Origin of the sequence: Marinomonas pollencensis, from assembly GCF_003387375.1 — a bacterium.
Lineage (GTDB): Bacteria > Pseudomonadota > Gammaproteobacteria > Pseudomonadales > Marinomonadaceae > Marinomonas > Marinomonas pollencensis.
Window position 1 is genome coordinate 563,002 of the sequence record NZ_QUNG01000001.1, and the last position, 13,168, is coordinate 576,169.

A 13,168-nucleotide genomic window follows, 5' to 3' on the forward strand; every position below is an offset into this window, starting at 1 on the left:
GCAATAATGTGATTTTCTATTAGGCCAGTAGCTTAATGCTTTTCCTATTGCATTGTCGCTGGTGTGATTCACAGTAATGATCGATAGACAGTTCTTGTCCAACAACAGAACCTGTTCTCGCTTCAAACTCTGTCGCAATACAAAGCCAGTTTTCAGATGATATGTTCAACCTTTGCAGAATAGGAAGTAACGACACATCGATAGACCCTCTTTTACCAGCTTTCACTATTCGCCCTGTCATATCGAGCAGCACCAAGTAATCCACTAGTTCAAAAGGCAAACCGTTTGGGCTGCCTGTTCGTGGATTTCCAACAAAAGGGTATAACGCCTTGGGTTGATGCTTTGCTTTCACTGCCACCACTCGCTTCTTAATACTGGTGAAGTCTGAATCTTCTGGTGTCTCGCTGATACCTGACCTTATTGGATTTAAATCGACATACGCCATACAAGCCATAACCGCCGCTTCATCAAGCAGAGCCTGAGATTTAAAGCGACCTTCCCAAAAATGACCCGTACACTTATCTTCCGCATTGGCCTTTCGAGCAATCGGCTCATTCAGCTCTTTCATAAACCAGCTTAAATCTATTAAGCGTGCCCGATAGGTTTCTGCTGCGGCTTCTGCTAAAGCAATCACATAGGCGGGAAGCGTACCGCCGCCCACATATTGTTGAGTAAACGACGTACCTTTATGAAGTCGATGCCAACGCTCTAGCACCTCAAACACAGACCAATTTTTTGCGCTATCTGAATCAATATGGAGCACCACATGAAGATGGTTAGTCATCACAGCATAAGCACAAACATCTATCGAAAAGACACTCGCTAGAAACAGTAAACGACTCTCTACCCAGCTTCGTCTATGCTCGTAACTGGTACCGGTAAACGAGTCCTCACCACATAAAAATGCCCGGCGAACACATCGCGCAACACAATGGTAATAAGGGGTATCGTCCAAACAGACTTGCTGGCTTCTTGGCATTGGCATCCTTCAGCTCCTCTTCCTTGAGAAAACAAACCGTAAGTATAGAAGAGGTCTGGAAAATAAGCTGAAAAGAACTCAAAGGCGGTTATTCATTGACTTTGTAATATGCCTGTCTTGGTTGGACTTGGCATTAGCATCCTTCAGCTCCTCTTCCTTGAGAAAACAAACCGTAAGTATAGAAGAGGTCTGGAAAACAAGCTAAAAAGAGCTCAAAGGCTGATATTTATTGACTTTGTGATATGCCTGTCTTGGTTTGGAAGGGAAGGTATCTGTGATCTATACGTCAAATGACGTACCTCTCTGGGTCATTCTGCGAATACGTTTCTTGTGGCTTTCTAGGGATACTGGTCTGGCTCACGGAATACGAGGGTGTTTAGCCCACTACTCTGTTCTGTCATCAAGATTCCCCATTAGAAAGATAACGAATAGGAAGACTCAACAATGAAGATTAAAACGTTAGTTTCTGCGCTTGCTTTAACCGGCGCCACGCTGGTTGCTGTGCCTTCTTGGGCTGCAGACACGATTAAAGTCGGTGTGTTGCACTCTTTATCAGGCACCATGGCAATTTCTGAAAGCGCTTTGAAAGACACTGTGTTGATGCTGATTAAAGAGCAAAACGAGAAAGGTGGTTTGCTCGGTAAGCAGATTGAACCTGTGGTGGTTGACCCAGCGTCTAATTGGCCTTTGTTTGCGGAGAAAGCCCGCGAGTTAATCAGTAAAGACAAGGTCGATGTGATTTTCGGTAGTTGGACATCCGTGTCTCGTAAATCGGTGCTTCCTGTTCTTCAAGAGCTCAATGGCTTGATGTTTTATCCGGTGCAATTCGAAGGGGAAGAGTCATCTAAAAATATTTTCTACACCGGCGCTGCGCCAAATCAACAGGCTATTCCTGCAGTGGATTACCTAATGAATGACCTAGGTGTGAAACGTTTTGTACTGGCAGGCACAGATTACGTATACCCACGTACCACAAACAAGATTCTAGAAGCTTATTTGAAATCCAAAGGCGTCCCAGAAAAAGACATCATGGTGAATTACACGCCATTTGGTCAGTCTGATTGGCAGTCCATTGTTTCTCAAATCAAGAACTTTGGTAGCCAAGGGGTTAAAACCGCCGTGGTCTCCACCATTAATGGCGATGCCAACGTGCCTTTTTATAAAGAGCTTGCCAACCAAGGCATTTCGTCAGAAGACATTCCAGTGGTCGCTTTCTCTGTGGGCGAGCAAGAGCTTTCTGGTCTAGATGCTGAGCCCTTAGTCGGCCATTTGGCTGCTTGGAATTACTTTCAAAGCGTAGACACGCCTGAAAACGAGCATTTTATTGAGTCTTGGAAAACCTTTAAGCAGGATCCAAACGCCGTCACCAATGATCCGATGGAAGCCACTTATATTGGTTTCAATATGTGGGTTAACGCGGTGGAAAAAGCCGGTACCACAGACGTAGACAGTGTAGAAAAAGCCATGATAGGTCAGGAGTTTCCAAACCTGACAGGTGGCACTGCGGTAATGAATAAAAACCATTACTTAAGCAAACCGGTATTAATTGGTGAAATCCAAGACGACGGCCAATTCGAGACAGTCTGGGAAACCGACGGCACCGTGGCGGGGGATTCTTGGTCAGATTATTTACCAAGTTCTCAAAACGTGATTGCTGATTGGACTGCTCCGATCCATTGCGGACATTACAACACAGTGACTAAGAAGTGTTCAGGCGAGAACTAATTTCTCACCTGTTGCACACACCATAATAGACCTCTCCCAAGGTTGTTTGGGCTCTCCCCTAGCTAGGGTCGGAGCCCACTTTTTTCTGCTCGTAGTGGTTAATTCTCTCAGTTCACACTACGAGACTTGCAAGCGACATCAAGTTATTCATCACCCACGGAGCATGACCTTGAGACACTTCCTTGTACTTTTATGCTGTCTTGTCGGCCTCTTTTCTTCACCGGCTTTCAGTGCAGACTCTACCACCTCACACAGCCTCTCTGACAATCAGGCACCACCAGCGCTGGCTCCTCTGATGCTGAAACTTACCCAAGAAAAATACAGTAAGTTACTGCCCGTTTTGAAGGAGATCGAGGCCAATAGCAATGAAACTACTGCCTCTTTGTTTCGCATTATGATGCAGGGCGATTTGTATTTCATCAAAACCAACAAACAATTAGTCCAACATTTTAAAGACAATGGGAAAGACCTATATCAAGGAATTTTCAGCCAAAAAGTGATCGCTGATGTAACCAAGCGCAGCGTGACTAAAATAAAAGTGAATAATCGCTTGCGGGGTTATTTGCGCACTGCGATTGCTCGTATTCAGTTAACCTCTGCTTCTGCCGAGATACGCCTAAGCGCAGTCCAAGAGCTATTATCTAACTTAGATGATGACACCGTCGCCATGATAGAAGCCCTCTATTCCAGCGAAACGAACAAAGACGTTAAAGCAGAAATGGGGCTCGCCTTAGCCATTAACACCGCCCTAAGCACTGAGCTGCCGAACTCCACTCGTATTGCTGCAATACACCGCTTATCTAGCAGTTTGGAAAACACCGTACGTAATAAGCTCACTCAACTCACTAACCAAGACAACCCTGCTATTAAGACAGCGGCACAACAAGCGTTAAGTAGCATTAGCCAGCGCACCGAACGCTTTGCTTTTTTAAATCAATTATTTTTTGGTCTTAGCCTAGGTTCAGTACTGCTGCTGGCTTCCATCGGTTTAGCCATTACCTTTGGGGTGATGGGGGTAATCAATATGGCCCACGGTGAAATGATCATGCTCGGCGCTTACACCACGTATGTGGTTCAGTTGATGATGCCTAATTACATCGACTACTCGATTTGGGTAGCGATCCCGGCGGCCTTTATTGTGTCAGGCTTAGTCGGCGTGTTGATCGAGCGCCTTGTGATTCGCCATTTACACGGCAGGCCATTGGAAACCTTGCTGGCAACCTTTGGTATCAGTCTAATTTTGCAACAACTGGTACGTACTATTTTCTCGCCATTGAATCGTCAGGTGGCTTCCCCAAGCTGGATGAGTGGTTCCTGGGAAATCAACCCAGTGCTCTCCCTCACTTTAAATCGTTTGTATATTTTAGCCTTTTCCCTATTGGTATTTATGGCGCTGGTGATGGTGCTGAAGAAAACCTCTTTAGGGTTGAACGTGCGCGCCGTGTCGCAAAACCGCAACATGGCTAAAGCCATGGGCGTGAAAACAGATTGGATTGACGCCATAACCTTTGCTCTAGGTTCAGGTATTGCTGGAATCGCAGGGGTGGCTCTGAGCCAACTGACCAATGTCGGGCCAAATTTAGGTCAAGATTACATCATCAATTCCTTCATGGTTGTGGTGTTTGGCGGGGTAGGAAATTTGCTGGGCACCTTAGTCGCTGCGTTTAGTTTAGGCATTGCGACCAAGTTCTTAGAACCTATGACAGGAGCGGTTCTGTCCACCATTTTAGTCTTGGTATTTATTATCTTGTTTATTCAAAAACGTCCTAAAGGACTCTTTCCACAAAAAGGCAGGGCCGCAGAATGAGTTCCATTATTCAGTATTTTTCAGCTGGACGTCAGTCCGGTAAACACACCATGCCATTCGTGATTATTCTATTAACTGTCACTGCCTTGGCGTGTGTGTCTAATCTCTATTTGCCTGCAGATTCTGCCTTGCATGTGAGTACTTACTCCATCACTTTGCTCGGCAAATACTTATGCTATGCCCTATTGGCGTTGGCGGTGGATATTATCTGGGGATATTGCGGTATTTTGAGCCTAGGACACGGGGCTTTCTTCGCCCTAGGTGGTTATGCCATGGGCATGTATCTAATGCGCCAAATCGGTGACCGTGGCGCCTACGGCAATCCAGATTTACCCGATTTTATGGTGTTTTTAGGCTGGAAAGAGCTGCCATGGTTTTGGCACGGTATGGATCAGTTCTGGTTTGCCATGCTCATGGCGGTGCTGATTCCTGGCTTATTGGCGTTTGTGTTTGGCTGGCTGGCCTTTCGCTCACGGGTAACTGGGGTGTATTTATCCATCATGACGCAAGCACTCACTTACGCTCTGTTACTGGCTTTCTTTCGCAATGAAATGGGCTTTGGCGGTAATAATGGCTTAACTGACTTTAAAGATATCTTAGGCTTTAGTTTGCAGTCTGACACCACTCGAGTCAGCTTATTTGCTTTAACCGCTCTGGTGCTCGCGGTGGTGTTTGTTGTCAGCCACAAGATCCTTTCCTCTCGCTTTGGCAAGGTGGTGTTGGCGATCCGTGATGCGGAATCTCGGGCGCGCTTTATCGGCTATCGTACCGACCGCTATAAGGTTTGGTTGTTTGTTTTTTCTGCGGTCATCGCCGGCATTGCAGGCGCTTTGTATGTGCCTCAAGTTGGCATTATTAATCCTGGGGAGTTCTCCCCTATTAACTCCATCGAAATGGTGATCTGGGTCGCGGTTGGCGGTCGCGGCACCTTGATTGGCGCGATCATTGGCGCTCTCTTGGTGAATTATGCCAAAACCCGTTTCACCGCGATTTTACCCGAGGCTTGGCTGTTTGCTTTGGGTGGTTTGTTTGTCCTAGTCACTCTGTATTTGCCGAAAGGCATCGTGGGGTTATACACGCAACTGCTGTCAAAGCGCCAACCACCAGCCACTAAGGAGTCCGAAGCATGAGCGCGATTAAAAATACCGTAGAATCACTACGTGAGACCTTCCGGCCTGATCAGGTGTGGCCTTTTTTAGCACCCACTAATACTAAGGTGAATGTAGATAAAGAAGTCATTCTTTATGTGGAAGACGTCAACCTCAGCTTTGATGGCTTCAAAGCTCTAAACCATTTAAACCTTTATATTAATGATGGTGAATTACGCTGTTTGATTGGCGCCAATGGCGCAGGCAAGACCACCTTAATGGATGTCATCACAGGCAAAACCCAATGTGATTCAGGCAGCGTCTTTTTCGGTCAAAACCACAATCTTCTCAATAAAGGTGAAGCTGAAATCGCCCAGCTCGGTATTGGTCGAAAATTCCAAAAACCCACGGTATTCGAAGAGCAAACCGTGTTTGATAATTTAGAACTTTCACTTAAAACTGACAAAGGTGTGCTGCCGACACTCATCTCTCGACTTACGTCAACGCAAATAGATCGTATTGATGATGTGCTCAATATCATCGGTCTTGCTGGGCATCGTTTTTTGCTCGCAGGTGCCTTATCCCACGGCCAAAAACAATGGTTAGAAATTGGCATGTTACTTGTATCTGACCCTAGGCTGTTATTGATAGATGAGCCTGTCGCAGGCATGACGGCGCAAGAAACAGAACGCACCGCTGAGCTATTAACCTCTTTGGCGGGAGAGCGAACCGTCATAGTCGTGGAACACGACATGGAGTTTGTGCGCAGCATTGCTCGTACGGTCACCGTATTACACCAGGGTTCGGTGCTTGCTGAAGGCACTATGGATCAGATCCAAAACAACCAAGATGTGATTGAAGTCTACTTAGGAGAAGAGAGTCAAGAAGACGAGAGCCAAGGAGCAAACTCATGATTTCAATAAAAAATGTCGATCAGCTATACGGTGGCACGCAAATTCTCTGGGGGCTGGATCTAGACATTGAACCCGGTTCAATTACCTGCATTATGGGTCGAAATGGCGTCGGTAAAACCACCCTACTCAAGGCCATCATGGGGCTATTGCCAATAAAAAATGGTGAGATCATTATGAATGATACCGCTATTAATAAACAAAACCCTGAAAAACGCGCCTATGCAGGAATCGGTTACGTACCGCAAGGGCGAGATATTTTCCCGATGCTCACGGTAGAAGAAAACCTACGCATAGGCTTGCCGGTACGAAATAAAAAAAGCAAATTAAAAACCAACGAGATACCAGAAAAAATCTTTGATCTGTTTCCGGTATTAAAAGACATGCTACATCGTCGTGGTGGCGACCTTTCTGGCGGACAACAACAGCAATTGGCCATTGGCCGTGCACTAGTATTAGACCCAAAAGTTCTGATACTCGACGAACCTAATGAAGGCATACAACCCAATATTGTTAAGCAAATCGGCGATGTAATTTTAAAGTTAAACGCCGAAGAAGGATTAACCGTCATTCTTGTCGAGCAAAAACTAGGCTTTGCAAGACGTGTCGGGAAGGAATTCCGTTTAATGGAAAAAGGTCGTATTGTAGCAGCAGACAAGATGGACAAACTGAACGATACCCTGATCAAACAGTATTTGGCGGTGTAGCCCTAAATACTGCCTCAGGGCAATTTTTTGTTAAGGAAAAAATGCATAATAATCATAACCTTGCCTTGGTAACGCAGCCAGACACGAGTCAGCAGGAGGCGCCTCTCAAAAAGAGTGAGCCTTCTCAATGGCATGCTTTTTTAACCCTAGGTTTTCAAAAAACCGCACGCGGTACAGTTCTAAAAACCTGTGACCATAAAGGCCCTCTTTATGTACAAAAGCCGTTTTACCCAGAAGGAGCAGACACAGCTCACGTCTACCTGCTGCACCCACCTGGTGGCTTGGTCTCTGGTGATCGCTTAACCATTACCGCTAATCTTAGCGAAAACACCCATGTACTGATTACCACACCTGGCGCTGGCCGTGTTTACCGAGCGCGCGACGACAAAACCTTGCAGCACCAAGTCACTCAGCTCAATGTACCAAAAGACAGTGTCATGGAATGGCTGCCACAAGAAGCCATCCTTTACCCTAACGCCCACACCCGTCTTGAAAACCAAATCAACCTCACCGAGAACGCCAAATTTATTGGCTGGGAAGTCACCTGTTTTGGCTTACCCGCGAATCAAGCAGACTTTGCCGACGGGCAGGCAGAGCAAGGTTTTGAAATTCGCCAAGATGGCCGTTTAAAAGTGCGCGAGCGTTTGGTTATCGACGAACAAAGTCGAGCTATCTTCAAAGCAAAAGCGGGGTTAGCCAATAATCCAATAAATGGCCTGATGATTGCAGGACCTTTTGACCGATCGGACAAATATGACGAATTGATAGACACACTGCGCAGCCATTGCACTGAGCACCTTTCATTAAGCGGTGTGACCTTAGTCGATGAATACATCATTATCCGCAGTCTCCATCATGACTCGGAAAAGATGAGACAGCTGTTTACGCAATGTTGGCGAGAAATACGCCCAGCACTTATTAATAAAACCGCCTGTGAACCAAGAATTTGGGCGACCTGATCTAACATTAAAACTCAGTCAGGCACCTCAGAATAACGAAAAAGGGTTTAACAATGGAATTACTACCAAGAGAAAAAGACAAGTTACTCGTCTTTACTGCGGCATTATTAGCAGAACGTCGCTTAAATCGCGGCCTCAAGCTTAATTACCCAGAAGCCATGGCTTATATCACCATGGAAATCATCGAGGGCGCACGCGACGGAAAAACCGTCGCTGAGCTAATGAGCTTTGGGAAAACCTTACTCAGTGCTGACCAAGTAATGGACGGTGTGGTGGATTTGATCCATGAAGTGCAAGTGGAAGCCACCTTCCCTGATGGCACCAAACTCGTGACGGTACATAACCCGATCAACTAACCCGTTTTTTCCTTCTCTAAACGAACAGGGAGACACACCATGATTCCAGGTGAAATACAGGTAGCCGATGGTCATATTGAGCTCAACGTTGGCCGTAAAACCTTAACCATTCGAGTTGAAAACACGGGCGATAGACCTGTGCAAATTGGCTCCCATTATCATTTTTACGAAGTCAATCCAGCACTGTCCTTTGATCGCGAACAAAGCAAGGGCTTTCGCCTCAACATCGCCTCTGGCACTGCGGTTCGCTTTGAACCAGGACAAGGTCGAGAAGTCGAATTGGTCGAATACGCGGGCAGTAAAACCATTTACGGCTTTCGCGGTGAAGTCATGGGACCAATCAATAAAGGAGCGCAGTAATCATGGCGAACATGGACAGACAAAGTTACGCGCAAATGTTCGGCCCAACCACAGGGGACCGGGTTCGCTTGGGCGATACTGATATTTGGATTCAAGTTGAAAAAGACTTCACCACTTACGGCGACGAAGTAAAATTCGGTGGCGGCAAGGTGATCCGAGATGGCATGGGTCAAAGCCAGGTAACCAATGACATTGCTGTCGATTTGGTAATCACTAATGCTTTAGTGCTGGACCATTGGGGCATAGTAAAAGGCGATGTCGGCATTAAACAAGGTCGCATTTACAAAGTGGGCAAAGCCGGTAATCCAGATGTACAAGACAATGTGGATATCGTCATTGGGCCAGGCACAGAAGTCATTGCAGGGGAAGGCTCCATCCTGACTGCGGGGGGCATTGATGCGCACATTCATTTCATTTGCCCACAACAAATTGAAGAAGCCTTAACCTCAGGCGTGACCACCATGATAGGCGGTGGCACCGGGCCGGCGACTGGCACCAACGCCACCACCTGTACACCAGGGCCTTGGTATCTGGGTAAAATGTTGCAGGCCACCGACAGCATGCCGATGAACCTTGGTTTTCTTGGCAAAGGTAATGCAAGCCAGCCTGAAGCCTTAGCAGAGCAGCTCGAAGCCGGTGCTTGTGGCCTAAAACTGCATGAAGACTGGGGAACAACACCAGCCTCCATTGATTGCTGCTTAAGCGTGGCAGAAAAGTACGATGTGCAAGTAGCGATTCATACCGACACCTTAAATGAATCTGGCTTTGTCGACAGCACTCTTGCCGCGTTTAAAGACCGAGTCATCCACACCTATCACACCGAAGGCGCTGGGGGCGGACACGCACCAGATATTATCCGCGCCGCCGGTAACAAAAACGTTCTACCCTCATCGACAAATCCCACCCGCCCCTATACTCACAATACTGTCGATGAGCACTTAGATATGCTGATGGTATGCCACCATTTAGACAGTAATATTCCAGAAGACGTGGCCTTTGCCGACTCACGTATTCGCAAGGAAACCATTGCAGCAGAAGACATTTTCCACGACCGTGGTGCGTTTAGCATGATCTCTTCTGACTCCCAAGCCATGGGACGTGTAGGTGAGGTTATCACTCGTACTTGGCAAACAGCACACAAAATGAAGCAGCAATTTGGCCTGTTACCAGAAGACCAAGAGCTAGGTGCCGACAACTTTCGAGCTCGCCGTTACATTGCCAAATACACCATCAACCCTGCCATTGCCCATGGTATCAGTCACGAAGTGGGCTCTATTGAAGCGGGCAAACTGGCGGATTTGGTGTTATGGAAACCGGCGTTTTTTGGGGTAAAACCTTCCATGATCATCAAGGGAGGCATGATTGCCAGCGCCCCCATGGGTGACCCAAATGCCTCTATTCCGACGCCGCAGCCAGTGCATTATCGACCTATGTTTGGCAGTTTCGGCAAAGCCTCAGCTGCCACGTCAGTGACCTTTGTCTCCAAAGCCGCACTGAAAAATGGTTTAGCAGAGAAATTTGGCTTAGACAGAACCTTAGTCGCTTGTGGTAATACTCGTTCAATTTCAAAGCTCGATATGATCCACAACAACTGGTTGCCAGAAATAACGGTCGATCCGCAAACCTATGAAGTACGCGCCGATGGCGAGCTATTAACCTGTGAGCCAGCAAAGACATTACCCTTGGCTCAACTTTACACCCTATTTTAACCCTGGGCTTGACCCAAAAACTCACTTAGAGCGAATGCTTTAAGCAGTAGGAAAGAAGATGCTAGATATTTATCAACGACTTGGCACCCATTGCCATGAAGCCGTCTACACCACAGTCACTCTTACCCATGAGCAACGCGATCGTGGCCGACTAAAACTGGTTGGCGACAACAGCGAAGAAGTAAGGGTATTTCTTGAACGAGGAAAACCGCTCCAAGTTGGGGAGTTTTTGAGGAGCGAGTGCAACAAAATAGTGCAAATAAAGGGCGCTGTTGAAGAAGTCGCCCATGCAAGCTGCAATGATTGGGAAGCGTTTTCGAAGGCTTGTTACCACTTGGGCAATCGTCACACTAAGATTCAAGTCGGCGAACGCTGGTTACGTATTAAGCCTGATCACGTGCTGGAAGAAATGCTGCACCTATTAGGTTTGGTTGTCAGTCACGAAAATGCGGTCTTTATTCCTGAGTCTGGAGCCTACAGCCATGGTCATCACCACCACGGATAGTAGTTTATTACGCCTTTTACAATTGAGTAGCGTCAGTTTACCGGTAGGCGGCTATGCGTTTTCTCAAGGTATGGAATACGCCATTGACCAAGGTTGGGTGAGAAATAAAGCCCAGGTAGGCGATTGGTTAAGCTTACAAATGCAACAGTCTGTGGCGCGGGTAGACTTGCCTATTTTGCGTTTGTCCATGCTGGCAGCCCAGCAACAGGACAAAACTCGCTTATTAGAACTCAACGACCTTTCACTGGCATGCCGAGAAACCAAAGAGCTACGCCTGAATGATACCGCCATGGGCGAAGCCTTATCACGCTTACTAAGAAGTTTGAGCATATCGACACCGTTTCAGCGTTCAGAAGACATAAGTTTTGTCTGCTTATTTGCCGTAGCAGCGAATCATTGGGCGATCAACTTTGACACCGCTGCGCTGGGCTTTACTTGGTCTTGGTTAGAAAACCAAATTGCCGCGGCAACCAAGCTGGTTCCCCTTGGGCAAACCCAAGCACAAGAATTGCTGGGCGAATTACAGCCTCTAATCAGTGAAGCGATAAGCACCTCATTAAACATAGAGGAAGATAGAATTGGTGCAGGCTTACCGGCGATCGCCATTGCCAGCGCACAACACGAAACACAATATTCACGGCTATTCCGCTCTTAACTTATATTAGCAATAGCCATCATTTTAAGAGGACATAACATGAGTAAACCTAAACAAACATTACGTATCGGCGTCGGTGGCCCGGTCGGCTCTGGCAAAACGGCGTTATTGCGCTCTTTGTGCTCTGCCCTGCGAGACCATTACAACATCGCCGTGGTCACCAATGATATTTACACACAAGAAGACGCGAAATTCCTCACCGAGCATCAAGCTCTAGACGCGGACCGTATTCTCGGTGTTGAAACCGGTGGTTGCCCACATACTGCTATCCGCGAAGATGCTTCCATGAACTTGGCAGCCATTGATCAGCTACTAGATCGCCATGGTGAATTAGACGTGGTGTTCGTCGAAAGTGGCGGTGATAACCTAAGCGCTACTTTTAGCCCTGAATTGTCTGATCTGACCATTTATGTGATCGATGTCTCAGCCGGCGATAAGATTCCACGTAAAGGCGGCCCAGGCATTACCAAGTCGGATCTTTTGATTATTAATAAAACCGATTTAGCGCCATTGGTTGGCGCCTCTTTAGAGGTGATGGACAGAGATGCCAAAATGATGCGCGGTGAACGCCCTTTTGTTTTCTCCAACCTGAAAAAAGCCCAAGGCTTAGATGAAATCATTCAATTTATCATTACCGAAGGTATGTTAGAATCCAAAACGATTCCAGCCGCAAGAGCGGTGGTTTAATTCATTACTTTATTATTTAGGAGAACATCTATGCGTCTAAATACGCTAAAAGTGGGATTAGCCACTCTAATCGCTGCCCTTCCAACCTTGGCTCTTGCACACCCAGGTCACGAGCACACCACCAGCTTTTTCAGCGGTTTTATGCACCCTATGGGTGGCCTTGATCACCTATTGGCTATGATCGCAGTTGGCCTTTGGGCAGCAAGTATGGGCGGCAAAGCACTATGGGCCGTTCCTGCCGCGTTTGTTGGCACTATGATTCTTGGCGCCGCTTTGGGCATGGCCGGACTACAAGTTCCCTTTGTTGAACAAGGTATTGTGATGTCTGTGATTTTGATGGGTGCTTTATTGGTTGGCTCAGCGCGCTTCTCAGTGAGCACTTGTGCTGGTATTGCAGCACTCTTCGCCTTTTTCCACGGTGCAGCACACGGTATGGAAATGCCGCTAAACGCTCACGGTGCAGAATATGCACTAGGGTTTGCCGGCGCCACAGCCTTGTTACACCTTGTCGGCATGGGCCTTGGTAAAACCGTTTCTCGTATTCAAGCCCCAATCGTGACACGCATTGCTGGCGGCGCTATTGCTGCTGCTGGCGTTATGATGGCAGTCGCATAAGACCAACACAGCCACTATCAGCAGGCCCCCATATTAAGTTTTCTAAGGGCCTGCTTCAGTGGCTGTTGATTACCTTTATTAACACTTTGCCGTCACTTTGTTTAT

14 protein-coding genes are annotated in these 13,168 nt (G+C 47.1%); 13 read left to right on the top strand and 1 reads right to left on the bottom strand.

Annotated features, from left to right (window positions below; all coding sequences use genetic code 11):
* Positions 1-19: 19 nt before the first annotated feature.
* On the bottom strand, positions 20-985 hold the full coding sequence (locus tag DFP81_RS02575) for a transposase (RefSeq protein WP_115896184.1): 966 nt from the start codon (positions 983-985) through the stop codon (positions 20-22).
* A gap of 438 nt (positions 986-1,423) precedes the next feature.
* On the opposite strand from DFP81_RS02575, the gene urtA reads away from it, so the two are divergent.
* The 13 genes from urtA to DFP81_RS02645 all read left to right on the top strand — a co-directional run bounded on the left by urtA (position 1,424) and on the right by DFP81_RS02645 (position 13,063).
* Positions 1,424-2,704 carry an urea ABC transporter substrate-binding protein gene (gene urtA / locus DFP81_RS02585; RefSeq protein ID WP_115896186.1) on the top strand — a complete coding sequence of 427 codons (1,281 nt, stop codon included), beginning with the start codon at positions 1,424-1,426 and terminating at the stop codon, positions 2,702-2,704.
* 163 nt (positions 2,705-2,867) lie between these two features.
* Entirely contained in the window at positions 2,868-4,511 is a 1,644-nt protein-coding gene (gene urtB, locus DFP81_RS02590; protein ID WP_115896187.1) for an urea ABC transporter permease subunit UrtB, read from the top strand.
* The gene (gene urtC, locus DFP81_RS02595) at positions 4,508-5,641 is read left to right on the top strand and encodes an urea ABC transporter permease subunit UrtC (RefSeq protein ID WP_115896188.1); all 1,134 of its coding nucleotides are present in this window, start codon (positions 4,508-4,510) and stop codon (positions 5,639-5,641) included. The genes urtB and urtC overlap by 4 nt, the downstream gene beginning before the upstream one ends.
* Positions 5,638-6,513, top strand: a complete 876-nt coding sequence (gene urtD, locus DFP81_RS02600) for an urea ABC transporter ATP-binding protein UrtD (protein WP_115896189.1) — start codon at positions 5,638-5,640, stop codon at positions 6,511-6,513. The genes urtC and urtD overlap by 4 nt, the downstream gene beginning before the upstream one ends.
* Complete coding sequence (gene urtE, locus DFP81_RS02605; RefSeq protein WP_115896190.1) at positions 6,510-7,217, top strand: urea ABC transporter ATP-binding subunit UrtE; 708 nt, start codon at positions 6,510-6,512, stop codon at positions 7,215-7,217. The genes urtD and urtE overlap by 4 nt, the downstream gene beginning before the upstream one ends.
* A 41-nt stretch (positions 7,218-7,258) precedes the next feature.
* On the top strand, positions 7,259-8,176 hold the full coding sequence (locus tag DFP81_RS02610) for an urease accessory protein UreD (RefSeq protein ID WP_115896191.1): 918 nt from the start codon (positions 7,259-7,261) through the stop codon (positions 8,174-8,176).
* A gap of 53 nt (positions 8,177-8,229) precedes the next feature.
* A complete protein-coding gene (locus tag DFP81_RS02615) occupies positions 8,230-8,532 on the top strand; it encodes an urease subunit gamma (RefSeq protein ID WP_115896192.1) in 303 nt (100 codons plus the stop codon).
* A gap of 39 nt (positions 8,533-8,571) precedes the next feature.
* Complete coding sequence (locus DFP81_RS02620; RefSeq protein ID WP_115896193.1) at positions 8,572-8,892, top strand: urease subunit beta; 321 nt, start codon at positions 8,572-8,574, stop codon at positions 8,890-8,892.
* 2 nt (positions 8,893-8,894) lie between these two features.
* On the top strand, positions 8,895-10,601 hold the full coding sequence (gene ureC / locus DFP81_RS02625) for an urease subunit alpha (protein ID WP_115896194.1): 1,707 nt from the start codon (positions 8,895-8,897) through the stop codon (positions 10,599-10,601).
* Between the two features lie 58 nt (positions 10,602-10,659).
* Positions 10,660-11,106 (top strand): urease accessory protein UreE, encoded by a 447-nt coding sequence (gene ureE / locus DFP81_RS02630; protein WP_115896195.1) that lies wholly within the window; start codon positions 10,660-10,662, stop codon positions 11,104-11,106.
* The gene (locus tag DFP81_RS02635) at positions 11,084-11,761 is read left to right on the top strand and encodes an urease accessory protein UreF (RefSeq protein ID WP_115896196.1); all 678 of its coding nucleotides are present in this window, start codon (positions 11,084-11,086) and stop codon (positions 11,759-11,761) included. The genes ureE and DFP81_RS02635 overlap by 23 nt, the downstream gene beginning before the upstream one ends.
* 39 nt (positions 11,762-11,800) lie before the next feature.
* Complete coding sequence (gene ureG / locus DFP81_RS02640) at positions 11,801-12,448, top strand: urease accessory protein UreG (RefSeq protein ID WP_115896197.1); 648 nt, start codon at positions 11,801-11,803, stop codon at positions 12,446-12,448.
* A 30-nt stretch (positions 12,449-12,478) separates the two neighbouring features.
* Positions 12,479-13,063, top strand: a complete 585-nt coding sequence (locus DFP81_RS02645) for a HupE/UreJ family protein (protein WP_115896198.1) — start codon at positions 12,479-12,481, stop codon at positions 13,061-13,063.
* Positions 13,064-13,168 lie beyond the last annotated feature (105 nt).